Source organism: Mesorhizobium sp. P2_D1 (assembly GCF_056404455.1).
The window spans coordinates 80,045-99,952 of record NZ_JBFUDZ010000012.1 but is presented as its reverse complement, the minus strand read 5'-3'; the positions used below and the strand labels follow the sequence as shown (position 1 = coordinate 99,952).

The following is a 19,908-nucleotide window of genomic DNA, read 5'->3' as shown; positions in this document are numbered from 1 at the left end:
TCCTACCCTTTTTTCTTCGCGGCCGGCTTCTTGGCCGCCGTTTTCTTGGCCGTCGTCTTTCCGGTTGCCGGCGCCTTGGCCGCTGCCGCCTTGCGGAACGGCTTCTTGCCGCCGCCGCCCTTGGCTTCCTTCTCGGCAATCAGCGCCAGCGCGTCCTCAACCGTCACCGATTGCGGATCCTTGCCCTTGGGCAGGGTGGCATTCACCTTGCCGAAATTCACGTAGGGCCCGTATTTGCCGTCACGCACGACGATCTTGCCGCCGCCATCGGGATGGTCGCCAAGCTCCTTCAAGGCGGCGGCTGTGCCGCCATTGCGCCCGCCCTTGCCCTTCAACTGCTTCTCGGCGATCACCGACACGGCGCGATTGAGGCCGATCGAGAACACGTCCTCGATGCTGTCGAGATTGGCGTATGTGCCGTCATGCAGCACGAACGGACCATAGCGGCCGAGCCCGGCCGAGATCATCTTGCCGGATTCCGGGTGCTGGCCGACATCGCGCGGCAGCGACAGCAGGGCGAGCGCCTTCTCGTGGTCGATGGTTTCAGCCGTCCAGCCCTTGGGCAGGCTGGATCGCTTGGCTTCCTTGCCGTCGCCGCGTTGCAGATAGGGGCCGAAGCGGCCGCTGCGCAGCGTGATTTCCTCTGACGTATAGGGGTCCTTGCCGATGACCTTGGTGCCGTCCTCGCCATTGCCGTTCTCGCCATTAGGGTTGGCGGCATCGCCGAGCTGGCGGGTGAAGGAGCATTCGGGGTAGTTCGAGCAGCCGACAAAGGCGCCGAATTTGCCAAGCTTCAGTGACAGATTGCCGGTGCCGCATTTCGGGCAGATGCGGGGGTTCGAACCGTCTTCGCGCGTCGGAAATACCAGCGGGGCCAGTTCTTCGTTGAGCGCGTCGAGCACGTCGGTGACGCGCAATTCCTTGATGTCGGCGACGGCGCCTGAAAAATCCTTCCAGAAATCGCGAAGCACGTCCTTCCAGGCGAGCTTGCCGTCGGAGATCTCGTCGAGCTTCTCCTCAAGCGAGGCGGTGAAGTCGTATTCGACATAGCGTTCGAAGAAGCTTTCGAGGAAGGCCGACAGCAACCGGCCCTTGGCCTGCGGCACCAGCCGGCGTTTGTCGATGGTGACGTAGTCGCGGTCCTCGAGCGTCTTCAGGATCGCCGTGTAGGTCGACGGCCTGCCGATACCGAGCTCTTCCAACTTCTTGATCAGCGAGGCTTCGGAGTAACGCGGCGGCGGCTCGGTGGTATGCTGGGTGGCGTTGATCGCCTGACGGGCAAGCTGCTCGCCGGCGCGGATTTCCGGCAGGCGGCGATTTTCCTCGTCTTCCGAATCGTCGTCCTTCTGGTCGGTGTAGGCAGCGATGAAGCCGTCGAAGCGAACGACCGAACCGATGGCACGAAGCTCGGCGGTGCGGGCGCCGTTGACGGCCTCGATCTCGGCCGTGGTGCGTTCGATCTCGGCCGGCTGCATCTGGCTGGCGATGGCGCGCTTCCAGATCAACTCATAAAGCCGCATCTGGTCGGAATCGAGATATTGCCTGACCGAAGCCGGGGTGCGCATGAAATCCGTCGGGCGGATCGCTTCGTGCGCTTCCTGGGCGTTCTTGGCCTTGGTGGTATAAAGGCGCGGCTTTTCCGGAAGGTATTTGGGCCCGAACTCCTTGGCGATGGCGTCGCGGGCGGCCGAGATCGCCTCCGGCGCCATCTGGACGCCGTCGGTTCGCATATAGGTGATCAGGCCGGTCGTCTCGCCGCCGATTTCCATGCCTTCATAGAGGCGCTGCGCCACCTGCATGGTGCGGCTCGCCGAGAAGCCAAGGCCCGATGAGGCGGCCTGCTGCAGCGTCGAGGTGGTGAAGGGCGGGCCGGGATTGCGCTTGGTCGGCTTGGCTTCGACCGACACCGCCTTGAAGGTCGCGCCTTCGAGCATCGACTTGATGTCGTCTGCCTGCGCCTTGTTCGAAATGTCGAGCTTTTGCAGCTTCTTGCGATCGAAGGCGGTCAGCCGGGCTTCGAAGTTCTCGTTGCGCGGCGTGCCGAGGAGGGCAGCGATCTGCCAGTATTCCTCCCGGATGAAGCGCTCGATCTCGGATTCGCGGTCGCAGACCAGGCGCAATGCGACAGACTGGACGCGGCCGGCGGAACGGGCGCCCGGCAGTTTGCGCCACAGAACCGGCGACAGCGTGAAGCCGACGAGATAGTCGAGAGCCCGGCGCGCCAGATAGGCATCGACCAGCGGCGCATCGATCTGGCGCGGATTGGCCATCGCTTCCAGCACCGACGACTTGGTAATAGCGTTGAAGACGACGCGGCTGACCGGCTTGTCCTTCAGCGCACGCTTCTGCTTCAGCACTTCCAGCACGTGCCAGGAAATGGCTTCGCCCTCACGATCAGGGTCGGTCGCGAGGATCAGGCCATCGGCATCCTTGACCGCCTTGGCGATGTCGGCAAGCCGCTTGCCCGAGGCGGTGTCGACGGCCCAGGACATGGCGAAATCCTCGTCCGGACGCACCGAGCCATCCTTGGCCGGCAAATCGCGGACATGGCCGAACGAGGCCAGAACCTTGTAGTTCTTGCCGAGGTATTTGTTGATTGTCTTTGCCTTGGCCGGCGATTCGACGACGACGACGTCCATGAGGTCTCATATCAGCTGTGATGCGGCAGAAGAATTCCGCTGCGCGCGACGAAATCTCGTTCTATTTGCCGCTCACATGGCCGCGCTTTTGCATCCGGTCAAGGGGAAGTGGCCAAATTGCAGGGCTGTCCGCAGCAATACACTCTTAGAGTGTATGGAGAAAATCACAGTATTCCGGGAAAGGGAGATGGCAGACGCGAGGCAGCGGAAACGACCCGATTCATTTTTCCGCCGAGTCGAGGAAAGCCGGCCGGGTATCGCAGGGGTAGACGCCATGAGAGCTTGTTTGGTGCCAGCCGCCGGGTTTGGAGGGATACCCGGCAGCCAGCCGAAGTCCCGCCAGCGGCAGGACCCGAATTGAGAACTCAGTCGGCCTTGACGATGTGCCAGACGCCGGCGACGCCATCGCCGGATATGTCGCCCGCCTTCTTGTCCTTGACGAAGGTATAGACCGGCTTGCCGTCATAGGCCCACATCTTGGTGCCGTCGGTGCGGTCGACGACGCTCCATTCGTCATCCGCCTTGGCGCCGGCCTCGGCCTTCAGCGGCGGCCAGTTGGTGGCGCACTTGTCGTAGCAATTGGTCTTGCCCTTCTCATCCTTGTCATAGGTATAAAGCGTCATGCCGTTGGCGTCGGTATAGATCTTGGTGCCATTGACCTCAGCTTCCTTCCACGCCTCGGCGGCGAAGGATGCGGCGGTGCTGAGCAAAAGCGCGGCCAGCCCTACGGTTATGGTTTTCATGGAAATCTCCCTGGCTGATATCTGGAGGCGCGCGGGAAATCGCGGCCTCGCTGTATCAACGCTTGCGAGCCGGCGTTTCTTCCCCGACCTGCACATGCCGCGACGACTTGCCACAAAATGGTGATTGGTGGAGAAGCAAGGTCGAGCCTATATCGGCGCCGGAACGGTCGGAGCTTTGGAATGGCATTGGACATCGGCTATGTCAGCGCGGTCGGGGCGGGAGCGATCTCGTTTCTGTCACCCTGCGTGCTGCCGCTGGTGCCGCCCTATCTCTGCTATATGGCCGGCGTCTCAGTCGACGATTTTCGTGGCAATGCGGGCGTGACGGCTCGGGAGGGCGCGCGCGGCGCGCTGCTCTATGCCTCGATCGCCTTCGTGTTCGGCTTCTCGACCGTGTTCGTCGCACTTGGCGCGGGCGCCTCGACCATCGGCCACTGGCTGCGGGTCTGGCAGGAGCCGCTGGCGATGGCTGCTGGCGTGCTGATCATCCTGATGGGTCTGAATTTTCTCGGCATCTTGCGCATTCCTCTGTTGTCGCGCGAGGCGCGCTTCCAGTCGCAGGGCAAGCCGGCAAGTGCGATCGCCGCCTATGTCATGGGACTGGCCTTCGCGTTCGGCTGGACGCCCTGCATCGGCCCCGTGCTTGGGCCGATCCTGACGCTGGCCGGCGGCCGCGAGACAGTGGGCGAGGGCGCGCTGCTGCTCGCCGCCTATTCGCTCGGCCTTGGCATCCCGTTCCTGATCGCGGCGCTGTTTTCCGGCGCTTTCATGCGCTTCCTCGGCAAATTCCGCGTCCATCTCGGCCGCGTCGAGAAGGCGATTGGCGCGCTGCTTGTCGTCGCCGGGGTGTTTTTCCTCACTGGCGGCGTGCAGACCGTATCCTACTGGCTGCTCGAGAATTTCCCGGTGCTCGGACGGCTGGGGTGATCCCCTTGCCTAAGATGCGAAAGGCGCGGCGTGGGCCCGCTGATTAAGAGTCAGCTACTCTACCATCTCACCGGAATTTAACCGCATTGGTGCAGCAAGGCGCCACTGCTATCCTGTCTTGATTCCCAACCCTTTTCATATGGTTGTTCACCCATGAGCCAGAGATCCTGCCTGTCCGTCATCCTCGCCGCCGGCGAAGGCACGCGCATGAAGAGCGCGCTGCCGAAGGTGCTGCACCAGATCGCCGGGCTGCCGATGGTCGCCCATGTGGTGAAGGCGGCCGAGGCCGCCGGTGCCGGCAGCCAGGCGCTGGTGATCGGTCATGGCGCCGACGAGATGCGCAAGGCAGCCGCGAAATTCGCGCCGAAGGCCGAGACCTTCGTGCAGGAAAAGCGGCTTGGCACCGCGCATGCGGTGCTTGCCGCGCGTGAAGCGATATCAAAGGGTTACAACGATATCCTGGTGATGTTCGGCGACACACCGTTGATCGACGCCGACGCGCTCACCGTGGCGCGGCTGAAACTGGCGGAAGGTGCCGCTGTCGTGGTCATCGGTTTCCGCCCGCCCAATCCGACCGGCTATGGCAGGCTGATCGAAAAAGGCGGGAAGCTGATTGCCGTCCGCGAGGAGAAGGACTGCAGCGCGGAGGAAAGGAAGATCGGCTTCTGCAATGCCGGCATGATGGCGGTGGCCGGCAGCCAGGCGCTGACGCTGCTCGATGCGGTCGGCAACAAGAACGCCAAGGGCGAGTACTATCTCACCGACATCGTCGAGATTGCCACCGCGAAAGGCCTCGATGTCGTGGCCACCGAGGCCAGCTTCGAAAGCGCGCTCGGCATCAACAACCGCGCCGAACTGGCGCAGGCCGAAGGTATCTGGCAGGCGCGCCGCCGCCATGAGGCGATGCTGTCGGGTGTGACGCTGATCGCGCCCGAGACCGTGTATTTCTCCCATGATACCGAAATCGGCGCCGACACGATCGTCGAGCCCAATGTCTGGTTCGGTCCGGGTGTGAAGATCGCCACCGGCGCCAAGATCCATGCCTTCAGCCATTTTGAGGGTGCCACCATCGCCTCGAATTGCGAAGTTGGGCCATTCGCTCGGCTGCGACCGGGGGCCGATCTCAGGAACAAGGCCAAGGTCGGCAATTTCTGCGAGGTCAAGCAGGCGACCATCGAGGACGGCGCCAAGGTCAATCACCTGACCTATATCGGCGATGCCCGCGTCGGCGCGGGCGCCAACATCGGGGCCGGCGCCATCACCTGCAATTACGACGGCTACTCGAAATTCTTCACTGACATCGGCGAGGGTGCCTTTATCGGATCGAACTCCTCGCTGGTGGCGCCCATCACCATCGGCAAGCGCGGCTACATCGCGTCGGGCAGCGTCATCACCGAAAGCGTGCCGGACGATGCGCTGGCCTTCGGTCGCGCCCGCCAGAAGACAATCCCCGGCAAGGCCAAGGAATTGCGCGAGCGGTTTGCTTCGGCCGCGGCCGCGAAGAAAAAGGCTGCCGGCGCCGACCACTAGCTAGCCGGTCATGTCCTTGTCGAAGGCGGCGGTCACCTCGATCTTGCCGACGATGGCTTTGTTGAAATCATCGAGGTCCTGGGCGGGTATCCAGTATTCGAGATGCGCCTTGCTGCCGGCGTGCTCGACCCGGTAGCGGTCGAGAAAGCTTTTCAGCACGTCAAACCGCGTCACGAAGCCTGCTCCGCTTGCCGGCACGTTCCAGTCGCGCGCGATCTGCACGGCATAGGCTTCCGACAGGACCGGATAGAAGATCGGCTGTTCGGGCAGGCGCGGCGGAAACGCCCGCATGTCCGAAGCCTCGATGAGTTTCAGCTCGTCAGGTCCGACCGGGCGCCAGAGTGTAATGGTTGATATGTTTTCGTTCATGGTAGGAGCTTAGCCAAACATTTCCCGAGCGGGAACCGAATGGCTGAAAAACCGAATGATTGCAGTAACCGGATTGCAAGAGCGGTCTGTCATGGTGCATGCGTGCAGAAGCGTTCCGTTACACGGGGCGAAATGCAATGTGACTTTCGCGGCAGGCCGGCCATCCCTAAATAGTGCTGGTTTTCCATGGGGAATTGGGGGCTGTCTGCATGTGCGGTATCGTTGGAATCGTCGGCCACTCGCAGGTTGCGCCGCTCATCGTCGACGCGCTGAAACGGCTCGAATATCGCGGCTATGACTCGGCCGGCGTCGCCACCATCGAACATGGTCAGCTTGCACGCAGGCGCGCCGAAGGCAAGCTGATCAACCTCGAACGTCGGCTCAAGGACGATCCGCTCGATGGCACGATCGGTATCGGCCACACGCGCTGGGCAACGCACGGTGTGCCCAACGAGACCAATGCGCATCCGCATTTTTCCGACGGCGTCGCCATCGTCCACAACGGCATCATCGAGAATTTCGCGGAATTGCGCGACGAGTTGAAGCGTGACGGCTACAGCTTTTCTTCGCAGACCGACACCGAGGTCGTCGCCCATCTGGTGGCGCGCGAACTGGCCAGGGGGCTGAAGCCGGTCGAGGCCGCGCACCAGGCGCTGAAGCGCCTGGAAGGCGCCTTCGCGCTGGCCATCATGTTCAAAGGCGACGAGGACCTGATCGTCGGCGCCCGCAACGGCCCGCCGCTGGCTGTCGGCCATGGCGATGGCGAGATGTTCCTGGGCTCCGACGCCATCGCGCTCGCCCCGTTCACCAATTCGATCACCTATCTCGAAGATGGCGATTGGGCGGTGGTGCGCCGCGACGGCGTCACGATCTTCGACATCGACGGCAACAAGGTCGACCGCAAGCGGCAGCAGTCGCTCTCGACCAGCTTCATGGTCGACAAGGGCAACCGGCGCCATTTCATGGAGAAGGAAATCCATGAACAGCCCGAAGTGATCTCGCACACGCTGGCGAATTATCTCGACTTCGTTGGTGGCGTGTCCAAGCCGCTCGACCTGCCGTTCGATTTTGCCAAGATCGACCGGCTGGCGATTTCGGCCTGCGGCACCGCGTATCTCGCCGGCCTGATCGGCAAGTACTGGTTCGAACGCTACGCGCGGCTGCCGGTCGACATCGATGTCGCCTCCGAATTCCGCTATCGCGAAATGCCGTTGTCCGCGAACGATGCCGCCTTCTTCATCTCGCAATCGGGCGAGACCGCCGACACGCTGGCCTCGCTGCGCTATTGTCGCAAGGCGGGGATGAAGATCGGCGCGCTCGTCAATGTCCGTGAATCGACTATGGCGCGCGAATCCGACGTCGTGCTGCCGACGCTCGCCGGCCCGGAGATCGGCGTTGCCTCGACCAAGGCCTTCACGTGCCAGCTTTCGGTGCTGGCATCGCTTGCCGTGCGCGCCGGCGTGGCGCGCGGCACGATCTCGCGTGAGCAGGAAAAGACCTTTGTGCGCGAGTTGTCGGAGGCGCCGCGTTACGCCAACCAGGTGCTGAAGCTCGACCATCAGATCGAAAAGATCGCGCGCGACCTCGCTCACTACAAGAATGTGCTCTATCTCGGCCGCGACACCAATTTTCCGCTGGCCATGGAAGGCGCCCTAAAACTCAAGGAAATCTCCTATATCCACGCCGAGGGCTATGCCGCGGGCGAGCTGAAGCATGGGCCGATCGCGCTGATCGACGAGAACATGCCTGTCATCGTCATCGCACCGCACGACCGCATCTTCGAAAAGACCGTGTCGAACATGCAGGAAGTGGCGGCGCGCGGCGGCAAGATCATCCTGATCACTGACAGCAAGGGCGCGGCACTTACCAGCGTCAAGACGATGGAGACGATCGTTCTGCCGGACGTGCCGGAAATCATCTCGCCGATCATCTACGCGCTGCCGATCCAGATGCTCGCCTATTTCACCGCCGTGTTCATGGGCACCGATGTCGACCAGCCGCGCAATCTGGCGAAATCGGTGACGGTGGAGTAGGCGCCGCCTTCCAAAAAATTCGCAGTCCAAAGCGCATTCCGGTTCACTGAAGCAGCTGTGATGGTATTTGCATCACAGCTGCTCTTTTTCTTTTTTTGCATGATCTTTTTCCGAAAACCGGTTCCCACTTTTCGGGATCATGCTCTAATGTTGCGCTGCAACCCGTGTCCCCGGTGACCCATGTCCGATGCGCCCAAGACCTCTGGCATGACCCGGCTGAGGAACTATTTCCTCACGGGCTTCGTCGTCTGCGCGCCGCTGGCGATCACGGCCTATATCGCCTGGTCGTTCATCGGCTGGGTCGATTCATGGGTAAAGCCCTATATTCCGGCACGCTATAGCCCCGACAGCTACCTGCCGTTTCCGGTCCCGGGATTTGGACTGATCGTCGCGCTGATCCTSATCACGCTGATCGGTTTCCTGACGGCCAACATTGTCGGCCGCGCCATCGTCAATTTCGGCGAGCGCCTGCTTGGCCGCATGCCGCTGGTGCGCGGCATCTATGGCTCGCTGAAGCAGATTTTCGAGACCGTGCTGTCGAACAAGGGCGACATGTTCCGCCAGGTCGGGTTGGTCGAATATCCGCGCAAGGGCGTCTGGTCGCTGGTGTTCGTCGCCAGCGAGAAGGAAACCGAGATCAACCAGAAACTCGACCAGGAAGGCGATCCGCTGATCGCCGTGTTCATGCCTTGCACGCCGAATCCGACCACCGGGTTTCTGATGTATGTGCCGAAGTCCGACATCGTGCTGCTCGACATGACGATCGAGGACGGCGCCAAGCTGATCGTCTCCGCCGGGCTGGTGGCGCCCGAAGTCAAGCCGATGGTCGTCGTGAACGGCGAGCCGATCGATGCGCTTGCCAACCCATCGGTTGCCGCCTTGGCTCAGCCGGCGCGCAGGAGCCGGACGGCTTCGTCGCGGCCGAACAAGTAAAGCAACAGGCGCAACGCCTCGCCACGCTCGGATTGCAGCTCCGGGTCACGTGACAGGACCAGCCTGGCGTCGTCACGAGCGGCCTCCAATAGATCGGCATGCGCCTCGATGCGTGCCACCTGGAAACCAGGCGTGCCGGACTGGCGGGTGCCCAGAAGCTCGCCTTCGCCGCGCAGCTTCAGATCTTCTTCGGCGATCAGGAACCCGTCCTCGGTCTCGCGCATCACCGACAGCCGGCGTTTTGCGGTCTCGCCGAGCGGGTCCTTGTAGAGCAGCACGCAGGATGACTTGATGTCACCGCGCCCGACCCGACCGCGCAACTGGTGCAACTGGGCAAGGCCAAAGCGCTCGGCATGTTCGATGACCATGACGGTGGCGTCCGGCACGTCGACGCCGACCTCGATGACCGTGGTGGCGATCAGGATGCGTGTCTCGCCCTGCTTGAAGGCGCGCATCGCTTCGTCCTTGTCGGCACCCTTCATGCGGCCGTGGACGAGGCCGATGCGATCGCCGAAGAGCGGTCTCAGGGACGCAAAACGGTCCTCGGCCGACATCAGCTTGATCTCTTCGGATTCCTCGACCAGCGGACAGATCCAATAGATCTTCTGGCCGCCGGCGACGGCTTCGACCATGCGGCCGACCAACTCGTCGAGCCGCTCGAGCGGCAGCGTGACGGTGCGGATCGGCTGGCGGCCGGCCGGCTTCTCCGTCAGCTTCGACACGTCCATGTCGCCGAAGGCCGTCAGCACCAGCGTGCGCGGGATGGGCGTGGCCGTCATCACCAGCATGTCGGGCGCGTCGCCCTTGGCGGTGATGGCAAGCCGCTGGTGGACGCCGAAGCGATGCTGCTCGTCGATGACCGCGAAGACCAGGTCATGGAAGGTGACCGTCTCCTGGAACAGCGCGTGGGTGCCGACGACGATGTCGATCTCGCCGCTCGCCAGGCCGGCCAGTGTGTCGGTGCGCTCGCGGCCTTTCTCGCGGCCGGTGAGGATAGCGATACGCAAACCGACCTTGGCGGCAAGCGGCGCGATCGTGGCCAGATGCTGGCGCGCCAGGATTTCGGTCGGCGCCATCAGTGCAGCTTGGCCGCCGGCCTCGACCGCACGGGCCATGGCCAGCAGCGCAACGACCGTCTTGCCGGAGCCGACATCGCCCTGCAGGAGCCGCAGCATGCGTTCGGGATCGGCGAGGTCGGCATTGATTTCGGCGAGCGCGAATTCCTGGCTCGCGGTCAGCGAGTAGGGGAGTGCAGCGCGCAGTTTCTCGACGATGCTGCCGTCGCCGACCAGAGGACGGCCGGACAGGCGGCGGATTTTTGCCCGGACCAGTGCCAGCGAAACCTGGCCCGCCAGCAGCTCGTCATAGGCTAGGCGCCGCCACGCGGCACCATCGATGGAGACATCGATCGGGTCGGCCGGATTGTGGATGCGGGCGAGCGCATCGCCAAAGGTGGGAAAGGTGTGCCGGCGCATGAACGCGCCGTCCTGCCATTCGGCGAAAGTGGGCAAGCGCGCCAGCGCCTGGCCGATCGCCCGGCGCAGCACCTTGCCCGAGAGCCCGGCGGTGAGCGGGTAGACCGGCTCGACCAGCGGCAGGTTTTCCGCTTCGCTGGCCAGCGCGATGTGGTCGGGGTGGACCATGGTCGGGCGGCCGTTGAACCATTCCATGCGACCCGAGACCACGACATGCTCGCCCTCGGGCATCGCCTTTTCGAGATAGGAGGCATGGGCATGGAAGAAGGTCAGCGCAATCTCGCCGGTATCGTCATGGGCGTAGACCCGGTAGGGCACCGACCTGTTGCCGCGCGGCGGCGGCTGGTGGCGGTCGATGCGCACCTCAAGCGTGACGATCGAGCCTTCGGCGGCGAGTGCGATGCCCGGGCGGTTGCGACGGTCGATGACGGTGTGCGGCAACACGAACAGAAGGTCGCCGGCGCGCGCGGCGCGATCACCGAGATCGGCCGTGACGACTTTCTCGATCAGCGCGCCAACCTTCGGTCCGACGCCGGCAAGCGAGGTGATCGGGACGAACAACGGATCGAGGATGGAAGGACGCATGATGTCAGCTTATGTCGCGAGGGCCGCAGCGCAAGGCTGACAGCCCCTTCTATCCACGCTATATGCGCCGCAGCAAGTGAGGATGCGGGACAATGACCGGGACGACGAGATCAAGCGTGGGGCTGGACGCCCGCCGCCGCAAGCTTCTGTTTCGCTCCTGGCATCGCGGCATGCGCGAGATGGACCTGATCCTCGGCACCTTCGCCGACGCCGAGATCGGCGCCTTGACCGGTGAGGAAATCGACCAATATGAGAGGCTCCTCGACATTCCCGACACCGAATTCCTGCCCATGGTCACCGGCGAACGCCCGGTTCCCTGGGACATAGACTGTGCCGTCCTGCAGAAGATCCTGGCTTTCCGCCATTCCATGACATTCTGAACACAAGCAATTCCAGGAAAAGTGCGAAGCGGTTTTCCGCCCGGAGTTGCGACAAACAAGACCGTGATTTCATGAGACTCATTCCCACCATCGGTCTGCCGAAAGGCCGCGCCGGCCAGTTCATCGTCGATGGCGTCGCCGACGGCTATGAAGCCTTTGCGCTGGTGCAGGCGGCACTGGAGATCGCGCCGGACAAGCCGGTTCTGTTCGTCGCGCGCGACGGCCAGCGCCTGCCGGCGATCATCGAGGCGCTGTCCTTCGCGGCGCCCGGCCTTCCTGTGCTGGAACTGCCGGCCTGGGATTGCCTGCCCTATGACCGGGTCTCGCCCGGCTCGGACGCCGCCGCCAAGCGGCTCGATGCGTTGACCGCCATGATCGCGCTGGCGAAGAAGCCGCACCGCGCCGTCATACTGACCACCGCCAATGCGTTGCTGCAGCGCATCCCGCCGGCCGACCTGGTCGAGGCACAAACCTTCCATGCCAGGCCCGGCAACCAGATCGACATGAATGCGCTGGTGTCGCGGCTGGAGACGTCCGGGTTCGAACGCGTACCGACCGTGCGCGGTATCGGTGAATTCGCCGTGCGCGGCGGCATTCTCGACCTGTTCGCACCCGGCTGGACCGAGGCGCTCAGGCTCGATTTTTTCGGCGACACGCTGGAATCGATCCGCGTGTTCGACGCTGCCACGCAACGCACCACCGGCCAACGCAAGTCGATGGCGCTACAGGCGATGAGCGAAGTGGCGCTGACGTCGGAAACCATCAGCCGTTTCCGCCGCTCCTATATCGAAGCCTTTGGCGCGCCCCAGCGCGACGACGGGCTCTATGCGGCGGTCAGCGAAGGGCGACGCTTCGCCGGCATGGAGCACTGGCTGCCGTTCTTCTACGAACGGCTGGAGACAGTGTTCGACTATCTGCCGGACACGCCTGTTGTGTTCGATCATCTGGCGCATGAGGCGCTGGCCGAGCGCCACACGCTGATCCTCGACCACTACGAGGCGCGCAAGAAGCAGGCAGACGGCGCATTGAAGGATGCGGTGCCCTACAAGCCGGTGCCGCCGGACCTGCTCTACCTCTCGCCGGAAAACCTGATTGCTTCGCTCGGGCCGCGCGAAGCGATTGATTTTACGCCCTTCGACGCGCCCGATGCCGGCGCCAAGAAAGTGTTCCATGCCGGCTCGCGCCACGGCCGCAGTTTTGCTGGCGAACGCGCCGACCCCAGCATCAATGTCTTCGATATCGTCGTCAAGCATATCGCCGACGAGCGTGCTGCGCGCCGCCGTATCGTCATTGCCGGCTGGACAGAAGGCTCGCTCGACCGGCTCGGCCAGATCCTCAGCGAGCACCATCTCGGCAATCTCAAGCAGGTCGCCACGCTGGCGGAGGCGGAGCAACTCGAGCCGGGGCAGGCGGCATTGGCCGTGCTGCCGCTGGAATCCGGTTTCGAGACCGAAAGACTGGTCGTCGTCGCCGAACAGGACATTCTCGGCGACCGGCTGATCCGGCGCTCGAAGCGCAAGAAGCGCGCCTCGGACTTCATCGCCGAAGCCTCGGCGTTGTCGGCCGGCGACATCGTCGTCCATGCCGACCATGGCATCGGCCGCTTCATCGGCCTGCGCACGATCGAAGCGGTTGGCGCCCCGCATGACTGCCTGGAAATCCACTACGCCGGCGACGACCGGCTGTTCCTGCCGGTCGAGAATATCGAGCTTCTGTCGCGCTACGGTTCGGATTCGGCCGAGGCGACCTTGGACAAACTCGGCGGCGGCGCCTGGCAGTCGCGCAAGGCGCGGCTGAAGAAACGCCTACTCGACATGGCCGGGCAACTTATCCGCATCGCCGCCGAACGGCAGATGCGCGCCGCACCGGCATTGGTTCCGGCCGAGGGCCTCTATGGCGAGTTCGCTGCCCGCTTCCCCTATGAGGAGACCGACGACCAGCAGACGGCGATCGACTCGGTTCGGGACGATCTGGGCGCCGGCAAGCCGATGGACCGGCTGATCTGCGGCGATGTCGGTTTCGGCAAGACGGAAGTGGCGCTGCGCGCCGCCTTCATCGCCGCGATGGAAGGATTCCAGGTCGCCGTCGTGGTGCCGACGACGCTGTTGTCGCGCCAGCATTTCAAGACGTTTTCGCAGCGCTTTTCCGGCCTGCCGATTCGCGTCGCCCAGGCGTCGCGGCTGGTCGGCGCCAAGGAGCTGGCCGAGACCAAGAAAGGCATAGCCGAGGGCCAGGTCGACATCGTCATCGGTACCCACGCGCTGCTTGGTTCCGCGATCTCGTTCAAGAACCTTGGCCTGTTGATCATCGACGAGGAGCAGCACTTTGGCGTCAAGCACAAGGAGCGGCTGAAGGACCTGAAGACCGATGTGCATGTGCTGACGCTGTCGGCGACACCGATTCCGCGCACGCTGCAACTGGCGCTGACCGGGGTGCGCGAGCTGTCGCTGATCGCCACGCCGCCGGTCGACCGCATGGCGGTGCGCACCTTCATCTCGCCCTTCGATCCGCTGGTCATCCGCGAGACGCTTCTGCGCGAGCGCTATCGCGGCGGCCACTCCTTCTATGTCGTTCCGCGCATCAGCGATTTGGCGGAAATCCATGATTTCCTGAGAGAATCCGTGCCGGAGCTGAAGGTGGCTGTGGCCCACGGCCAGATGCCGCCGGGCGAACTCGACGACATCATGAATGCCTTCTACGACGGCCAGTACGATGTGCTGTTGTCGACGACCATCGTCGAATCCGGTCTCGATATCCCGACCGCCAACACGCTGATCATCCATCGCGCCGACATGTTCGGCCTGTCGCAGCTCTATCAACTGCGCGGCCGCGTCGGCCGTTCGAAGGTGCGCGCCTATGCGCTGTTCACGCTGCCGGCCAACCGCAAGCTGACCGACACCGCCGAGCGCCGGCTGAAGGTGCTGCAGTCGCTCGACACGCTGGGCGCCGGCTTCCAGCTGGCCAGCCACGACCTCGATATCAGAGGCGCCGGCAATCTTCTCGGCGAAGAGCAGTCCGGCCACATCAAGGAGGTCGGCTTCGAACTTTACCAGCAGATGCTGGAGGAAGCCGTCGCCGAGGTGAAGGATTCCGGCGAGGTGCAGGATGGCGGCTGGTCGCCGCAGATCGCCGTCGGCACAGCGGTGATGATCCCGGAAGGCTATGTGCCGGACCTGCAGCTCAGGCTGGCGCTCTACCGCCGCCTCGGCGACCTCGAAAACACCGAGGAGATCGATGCCTTCGGCGCCGAGCTGATCGACCGGTTCGGCCCGCTGCCGGAAGAGGTGAAGCATCTCTTGAAGATCGTCTTCATCAAGGCGCTCTGCCGCAAGGCCAATGTCGAAAAGCTCGACGCCGGGCCGAAGGGTGTCGTCATCCATTTCCGCAAACGCGAATTCTCCAACCCGGTTGGCCTGGTCCAGTTCATCGGCGAGCAGGGTTCACTGGCCAAGATCCGGCCCGACCACAGCGTCGTGTTCGTGCGCGACTGGCCGACGGCCGAGAAGCGGCTGGCGGGTTCGGCGGTCGTCATGACGCAGTTGGCGCGGCTGGTGGCGGCGTAGAGGCAGGGATAGGGGCACCGGCTGGGCAGCCGGTGCATTCGCCAGCCGGACAAATCCGGTCTAGAATAGGAAATCGGCTTCGTGTAAGGAGCCGCGATCCCCAAATGGGGTGGATCGGCGGGCGACGGCGCTCGCTTTGTTGTTTGACRCAATTCCGGACGGAAACCGTTTCACGCTTTTCCTGGAATTGCTCGGAAAGAGCTTTGGGTGCAGCGATGACGAAATGGTCGCCGAATTCGTGGAGAGCGATGCCGATCAAGCAGGTTCCTGCCTATCCGGACCTTGCCGCGCTGAAGAACACGGAAGCCCAGCTCGCCACCTTTCCGCCGCTGGTTTTTGCAGGTGAGGCGCGCAAGCTGAAGAAGCAGTTGGCGGCTGTCGCTGCCGGTGATGCATTCCTTCTCCAAGGTGGCGATTGCGCCGAGAGCTTTGCCGAACATGGCGCGGACAACATCCGCGACTTCTTCCGCGTCTTCCTCCAGATGTCGGTGGTGTTGACCTTTGCCGGCGCGCAGCCGGTGGTGAAAGTCGGCCGTGTTGCCGGCCAGTTCGCCAAGCCGCGTTCGTCCGACAACGAGACCAAGGGCGATGTAACTCTGCCGAGCTATCGCGGTGACATCATCAACGGCATCGAGTTCGACGCCAAGTCGCGCATTCCGGATCCTGCTCGCCAGGAGATGGCGTACCGCCAGTCGGCGGCGACGCTCAACCTTCTGCGCGCCTTCGCGCAGGGTGGCTATGCCAGCCTGGAGAACGTGCATAGCTGGATGCTCGGCTTCGTGTCCGACAGCCCGCAAGGCGAGAAGTACGGTGAACTCGCCAACCGCATCACCGAGACGATGGACTTCATGAAGGCCGTCGGCATCACCTCGGAAACCAACTATGCATTGCGCGAGACGGATTTCTACACCAGCCACGAGGCGCTTCTGCTCGGCTATGAGGAGGCGCTGACCCGCGTCGATTCGACCTCCGGCGACTGGTACGCCACGTCGGGTCACATGATCTGGATCGGTGATCGGACGCGCCAGCCCGACCATGCGCATGTCGAATATTGCCGCGGCATCAAGAACCCGCTTGGCCTGAAGTGCGGCCCTTCGCTGACGCCGGATGGGTTGCTGGAACTGATCGACCTGCTCAACCCCGAAAACGAGCCCGGCCGGCTGACGCTGATCGCGCGCTTCGGCTCCGACAAGGTCGCCGACCATCTGCCGAAGCTGGTGCGTGCGGTGCAGAAGGAAGGCCGCAGCGTGGTGTGGTCGTCGGACCCGATGCATGGCAACACGATCGAGGCCGCCGGCTACAAGACCCGGCCGTTCGACCGCATCCTGAAGGAGGTGCAGACCTTCTTCGAGGTGCATCGCGCCGAAGGCACGCATCCTGGCGGCATCCACGTCGAAATGACCGGCAAGAACGTCACCGAATGCACCGGTGGCGCCCGCGCCATCACCGCCGATGAATTGCAGGATCGCTACCACACGCATTGCGATCCACGTCTCAACGCCGACCAGGCGATCGAACTGGCCTTCCTGGTCTCTGACCTGTTGAAGAAGAGCCACCCGGTGCAGCACAAGCAGGCCGTTAACGGCTAAGCTTGATTTCGGCCTGAACGTTGACGGAAAAAAGCGCTGGAGAAATCCGGCGCTTTTCCTTTTCAGCGTCCGCGTTCCCACCGCAGGCCGGCGAGTCCGGGCCGAGGCGGATGGGGCGCTTAGTCCTTCTTGTAGAGCAGCCAGCTCTTGCCGGCGCGGCCGGCCATCGTCGAATGCCTGGTGACGCGGTTGCGGCCGCTGACCTTGGAGCGATACAGCGCCCGGTCGGCCTTGGTGTACAGATCCTCCGGCCCCTCGGCTTCGGATGCCATGCAAATGCCCATCGAGACGGTGACGGTGCCGTAGTTCGTGCCGGTCTGGCTGCTGGTGAACGGCGTCTGCTCGATCAGGGCGCGGATGCGCTCCGCGATCTCGTAGGTTGCGTCCTCGCTGGCGCCCTCGATGATCAGCGCGAACTCCTCGCCGCCGGTTCGGGCGACGAACATGTCACCGCGAATGCTGGTCTGGAAGATGTCGGCGATGATCTGGATGATCTTGTCGCCGACCGGGTGGCCGTAGCGATCGTTGATGTCCTTGAAGCGATCGATGTCGGCAAGGATCAGGGCGTTGAACAGGATACCCTTGTTGCTGTTGTAGATCCTGGTGATTTCCTTGTCGAAGGCGCGGCGGTTCCAGATATGGGTCAACGGATCGGTGTCGGCCAGCCGCTTGTATTCCTCGAGCTTCGACTTGACGCTCTCGAGTTCGGCCGTCTTGTCGCTGAGCGTCGAGGCCACCTGCCGGCCGTGGTCGATCGTCGAATTGGTGGCAATCGTCATGGCGTTGGCGATCTTCTGCAAAAGATCCTGGGAGAGAAGGCTGCGGTTGCTCAGTCCGCAAGATGTCTCGTCGAGGATCCTGCCGTATTTCTCGATGTGGCTGCGCTCGCTCCTCAACAGCGAAGCGACCTCCTCGAGCTCCCTGGCAATCACCTCTCTGGCATGCTCGACGATGCCGGGGCCGTGGTTGTGGGCAAAAAAGGCGCGGCCGATCTGGTCCAGTTCATCCTGTGTCGGCCGGTTGCTCAGCGAAACGACGGCGAGGCTGAGTTCGCGATTGGTGCCGCTCAGTGCCTCGTAGAAAATCTCGTAGTTGCGGGGAAGGCCGAGCACGCCCAACTGGCGCATTGTGGCGACGACAGTGGCCGCGATATCGGTGCTTCGTTCGGTTGGGACAGCTGCCGCCTGCATGTTCTGATCACTCTTCCCCTTGGATCCCGCCGCAGAACTTGGGGGTTCCATTTGTCGCCAACCGGGGAAGGCCCGATAACCCAGAACAACTTGCGAACAGACGCGTCCCCACCTGCGACATTCGCTCGCCATGACCATAAATGCGGGAGCGCTAAAGTTTCCTTAATTCGCTGAGGTTCCACGGTTTTTCTCTCTCTTGTGTGCTGTGGAGGCTGCAATTTGCGCACCAACAATCCGGGATGAACGCCAGTTTGGTGGGTTTGAATGCGAAATTCGCGCATCACGCGCTGCAAAAAATGAAACTGGATTTCGGTATCGCCACACCAGCAAATGTCGCATTTGCTTACGTATGGCTGCAGCAAAGCTGGAATCCTGACGACGAAGCTGATGCTAGGCACAGGTTCTTCAAGGAGGGGCGAAATGAGTGACAGTCACAGCGGATCGTGTCTGTGCGGAGCGGTTCGCTTCAGAACCCGCGGAGCGCTGCGCGGCGTCGCCTATTGCCACTGCTCGCAATGCAGGAAGCAGAGCGGTCACTTCTACGCCGCGACCAACGTTGCAGACGCCGACATCGTCATCGAGGGTGGCGAAAGCATCACCTGGTACGAAGCGTCTTCCTTCGCCAGGCGCGGTTTTTGCAAGGCATGCGGGTCTCTGCTGTTCTGGAAGCCGCAGGACCAGGGCTACGTTTCGGTCATGGCGGGATCGTTCGACGCGCCGACGGGCCTTGAGGGCGAATGCCATATCTTCGTCGGTGACAAGGGCGACTATTATTCGATCGACGACGGGCTGCCGCAGTTTGAAAAGTCGACGCCGTCCATACCAGTCGCTGAATGAATCTTGGACAAATCGCCTTATTCCATTGATCTGGCCAGCCATTGCATTATCCCGTGCCGGTGATTCGCAAAGGGGTTTGGCATGCAGCGGCTGATCGACGCTTTTTTCAATTCAGTGCGGGCGTTTCGCAAGCTGGCGGTCAGCGAGAAGGCTTTTCAGCAGGAGCTGATGCTGCTCGCGCTCGCCTTGCCTCTTGGCTGGTTCGTTTCGATCTCGTGGAGTGGCTATGCCTTGTTGATCGGAGCGGTGCTGCTTCTGATCATGGTCGAAGTGYTGAACACCGGCATCGAGGCGGCTTGCGACGCTTTCAGCCGCGAATTCAATGTCGATATCCAGCTGGCCAAGGACTGCGGTTCGCTGGCGGTACTGATTTCGGTGATCATCGTCGCCGGCGTCTGGGGTATCGCCATCATCGAACGCATCACCGGGCTACCGATCTAGCATCCCGGCCACTACATGACGGTAACTAAAGGAAACCGTAATGTCTGAAGTCACAAACCTTCTGCTTCTGGAGCGCAAAGGCCTGCCGGACGATTTGCGCTGGCTGGCCGAGAAATACCCGCGCGAAAACTGGCAGGGCCACGCCAACATCCACGGCGTCGCCAATATGTGGCTGCAGCGTCACGACATGTTCCGCGAACTCGGCGGCATGCTGTCCAACGGCATTGGCGACTACCGCGAGGGCAGGCTGACAGCGCCCGACTTCGCGCGCTGGTTCGCGCCACGCCTCAACCATTTTCTCGGCGATCTCGATGGCCACCACAATGTCGAGGATCATCATTATTTCCCGGTCTTCGCCAAGGCGGAGACGCGGCTGAAGCGCGGTTTCGAGATCCTCGATGCCGACCATCACACCATCCATGAAGGTCTGGAGCGCAATGCCGAGGCCGCCGACGCCTTCATCAAGACGCTTCAGGAGAGCGAAGACAGACGCCGCTTCGCCGCCGACGCCTATGCCGACGAAAACAGCCGGCTGATCGCCATGCTGACCAGGCACCTTGCCGACGAGGAAGACCTGATCATCCCACTGATCCTCGATCGGGGTGATGTCGCGCTTGGTATTGACTGATGCATGTCGCTCAAAGTGCTTGGCGGCTTTGGGGCAACGACATGCA

At 62.8% G+C, this 19,908-nt stretch carries 16 protein-coding genes; 11 read left to right on the top strand and 5 right to left on the bottom strand.

Annotated features, from left to right (window positions below; all coding sequences use genetic code 11):
• Positions 1 to 2: 2 nt before the first annotated feature.
• Positions 3 to 2,639, bottom strand: coding sequence for a type I DNA topoisomerase (gene topA / locus AC1D0I_RS11850; RefSeq protein WP_477395242.1), 2,637 nt, complete (start codon positions 2,637 to 2,639; stop codon positions 3 to 5).
• Between the two features lie 365 nt (positions 2,640 to 3,004).
• Entirely contained in the window at positions 3,005 to 3,382 is a 378-nt protein-coding gene (locus tag AC1D0I_RS11845; protein ID WP_457152717.1) for a COG4315 family predicted lipoprotein, read from the bottom strand.
• Between the two features lie 180 nt (positions 3,383 to 3,562).
• Between AC1D0I_RS11845 and AC1D0I_RS11840 the strand changes: the two genes are divergently transcribed.
• Together AC1D0I_RS11840 and glmU are read left to right on the top strand one after the other, a co-directional pair.
• Positions 3,563 to 4,309 (top strand): cytochrome c biogenesis CcdA family protein, encoded by a 747-nt coding sequence (locus AC1D0I_RS11840; RefSeq protein ID WP_095085133.1) that lies wholly within the window; start codon positions 3,563 to 3,565, stop codon positions 4,307 to 4,309.
• Positions 4,310 to 4,462: 153 nt separating this feature from the next.
• Positions 4,463 to 5,839: a bifunctional UDP-N-acetylglucosamine diphosphorylase/glucosamine-1-phosphate N-acetyltransferase GlmU gene (gene glmU / locus AC1D0I_RS11835; RefSeq protein ID WP_477395239.1), complete on the top strand. Its 1,377-nt coding sequence runs from the start codon at positions 4,463 to 4,465 to the stop codon at positions 5,837 to 5,839.
• Here the strand turns inward: glmU and AC1D0I_RS11830 are convergent, their stop codons facing one another.
• Positions 5,840 to 6,208: an ADP-ribosylation/crystallin J1 gene (locus AC1D0I_RS11830; RefSeq protein WP_477395237.1), complete on the bottom strand. Its 369-nt coding sequence runs from the start codon at positions 6,206 to 6,208 to the stop codon at positions 5,840 to 5,842.
• Positions 6,209 to 6,417: 209 nt separating this feature from the next.
• On the opposite strand from AC1D0I_RS11830, the gene glmS reads away from it, so the two are divergent.
• Positions 6,418 to 8,241 (top strand): glutamine--fructose-6-phosphate transaminase (isomerizing), encoded by a 1,824-nt coding sequence (gene glmS / locus AC1D0I_RS11825; protein WP_477227334.1) that lies wholly within the window; start codon positions 6,418 to 6,420, stop codon positions 8,239 to 8,241.
• A 180-nt stretch (positions 8,242 to 8,421) separates the two neighbouring features.
• Positions 8,422 to 9,174 carry a DUF502 domain-containing protein gene (locus tag AC1D0I_RS11820; RefSeq protein ID WP_477395235.1) on the top strand — a complete coding sequence of 251 codons (753 nt, stop codon included), beginning with the start codon at positions 8,422 to 8,424 and terminating at the stop codon, positions 9,172 to 9,174.
• On the opposite strand, the gene recG is transcribed toward AC1D0I_RS11820, so the two are convergent.
• Positions 9,126 to 11,234: an ATP-dependent DNA helicase RecG gene (gene recG / locus AC1D0I_RS11815; protein ID WP_477227333.1), complete on the bottom strand. Its 2,109-nt coding sequence runs from the start codon at positions 11,232 to 11,234 to the stop codon at positions 9,126 to 9,128. The two genes, AC1D0I_RS11820 and recG, sit on opposite strands and share 49 nt — an antisense overlap.
• Positions 11,235 to 11,326: 92 nt before the next feature.
• Here recG and AC1D0I_RS11810 point away from each other — a divergent pair, with 92 nt between their 5' ends.
• The 3 genes from AC1D0I_RS11810 (at position 11,327) to AC1D0I_RS11800 (ending at position 16,766) form a co-directional block, all read left to right on the top strand.
• Complete coding sequence (locus tag AC1D0I_RS11810) at positions 11,327 to 11,614, top strand: succinate dehydrogenase assembly factor 2 (protein WP_477395233.1); 288 nt, start codon at positions 11,327 to 11,329, stop codon at positions 11,612 to 11,614.
• Positions 11,615 to 11,685: 71 nt separating this feature from the next.
• Positions 11,686 to 15,177, top strand: coding sequence for a transcription-repair coupling factor (mfd, locus tag AC1D0I_RS11805; RefSeq protein WP_477395230.1), 3,492 nt, complete (start codon positions 11,686 to 11,688; stop codon positions 15,175 to 15,177).
• Positions 15,178 to 15,392: 215 nt separating this feature from the next.
• The gene (locus tag AC1D0I_RS11800) at positions 15,393 to 16,766 is read left to right on the top strand and encodes a class II 3-deoxy-7-phosphoheptulonate synthase (RefSeq protein WP_095085126.1); all 1,374 of its coding nucleotides are present in this window, start codon (positions 15,393 to 15,395) and stop codon (positions 16,764 to 16,766) included.
• Positions 16,767 to 16,885: 119 nt separating this feature from the next.
• On the opposite strand, the gene AC1D0I_RS11795 is transcribed toward AC1D0I_RS11800, so the two are convergent.
• Positions 16,886 to 17,956, bottom strand: coding sequence for a GGDEF domain-containing protein (locus AC1D0I_RS11795; protein ID WP_477395229.1), 1,071 nt, complete (start codon positions 17,954 to 17,956; stop codon positions 16,886 to 16,888).
• A gap of 239 nt (positions 17,957 to 18,195) precedes the next feature.
• On the opposite strand from AC1D0I_RS11795, the gene AC1D0I_RS11790 reads away from it, so the two are divergent.
• From AC1D0I_RS11790 to AC1D0I_RS11775, 4 genes are all read left to right on the top strand, one after another.
• Positions 18,196 to 18,384, top strand: a complete 189-nt coding sequence (locus AC1D0I_RS11790; protein WP_477395227.1) for a hypothetical protein — start codon at positions 18,196 to 18,198, stop codon at positions 18,382 to 18,384.
• Positions 18,377 to 18,793 (top strand): GFA family protein, encoded by a 417-nt coding sequence (locus tag AC1D0I_RS11785; RefSeq protein WP_477395225.1) that lies wholly within the window; start codon positions 18,377 to 18,379, stop codon positions 18,791 to 18,793. Before AC1D0I_RS11790 ends, AC1D0I_RS11785 begins: the two co-directional genes overlap by 8 nt.
• An 81-nt stretch (positions 18,794 to 18,874) precedes the next feature.
• Positions 18,875 to 19,234 (top strand): diacylglycerol kinase, encoded by a 360-nt coding sequence (locus tag AC1D0I_RS11780; protein WP_477395223.1) that lies wholly within the window; start codon positions 18,875 to 18,877, stop codon positions 19,232 to 19,234.
• Between the two features lie 40 nt (positions 19,235 to 19,274).
• The gene (locus AC1D0I_RS11775) at positions 19,275 to 19,862 is read left to right on the top strand and encodes a hemerythrin domain-containing protein (RefSeq protein WP_477395221.1); all 588 of its coding nucleotides are present in this window, start codon (positions 19,275 to 19,277) and stop codon (positions 19,860 to 19,862) included.
• The last annotated feature ends 46 nt before the right edge of the window (positions 19,863 to 19,908 follow it).

What these genes read in the sequence shown, in the direction of transcription:
- topA (WP_477395242.1), bottom strand. Translation starts at nt 2,639, where the DNA reads ATGGACGTCGTCGTCGTCGAATCGCCGGCCAAGGCAAAGACAATCAAC.
- AC1D0I_RS11845 (WP_457152717.1), bottom strand. Translation starts at nt 3,382, where the DNA reads ATGAAAACCATAACCGTAGGGCTGGCCGCGCTTTTGCTCAGCACCGCC.
- AC1D0I_RS11840 (WP_095085133.1), top strand. Translation starts at nt 3,563, where the DNA reads ATGGCATTGGACATCGGCTATGTCAGCGCGGTCGGGGCGGGAGCGATC.
- glmU (WP_477395239.1), top strand. Translation starts at nt 4,463, where the DNA reads ATGAGCCAGAGATCCTGCCTGTCCGTCATCCTCGCCGCCGGCGAAGGC.
- AC1D0I_RS11830 (WP_477395237.1), bottom strand. Translation starts at nt 6,208, where the DNA reads ATGAACGAAAACATATCAACCATTACACTCTGGCGCCCGGTCGGACCT.
- glmS (WP_477227334.1), top strand. Translation starts at nt 6,418, where the DNA reads ATGTGCGGTATCGTTGGAATCGTCGGCCACTCGCAGGTTGCGCCGCTC.
- recG (WP_477227333.1), bottom strand. Translation starts at nt 11,234, where the DNA reads ATGCGTCCTTCCATCCTCGATCCGTTGTTCGTCCCGATCACCTCGCTT.
- AC1D0I_RS11810 (WP_477395233.1), top strand. Translation starts at nt 11,327, where the DNA reads ATGACCGGGACGACGAGATCAAGCGTGGGGCTGGACGCCCGCCGCCGC.
- mfd (WP_477395230.1), top strand. Translation starts at nt 11,686, where the DNA reads ATGAGACTCATTCCCACCATCGGTCTGCCGAAAGGCCGCGCCGGCCAG.
- AC1D0I_RS11800 (WP_095085126.1), top strand. Translation starts at nt 15,393, where the DNA reads ATGACGAAATGGTCGCCGAATTCGTGGAGAGCGATGCCGATCAAGCAG.
- AC1D0I_RS11795 (WP_477395229.1), bottom strand. Translation starts at nt 17,956, where the DNA reads ATGCAGGCGGCAGCTGTCCCAACCGAACGAAGCACCGATATCGCGGCC.
- AC1D0I_RS11790 (WP_477395227.1), top strand. Translation starts at nt 18,196, where the DNA reads ATGAACGCCAGTTTGGTGGGTTTGAATGCGAAATTCGCGCATCACGCG.
- AC1D0I_RS11785 (WP_477395225.1), top strand. Translation starts at nt 18,377, where the DNA reads ATGAGTGACAGTCACAGCGGATCGTGTCTGTGCGGAGCGGTTCGCTTC.
- AC1D0I_RS11775 (WP_477395221.1), top strand. Translation starts at nt 19,275, where the DNA reads ATGTCTGAAGTCACAAACCTTCTGCTTCTGGAGCGCAAAGGCCTGCCG.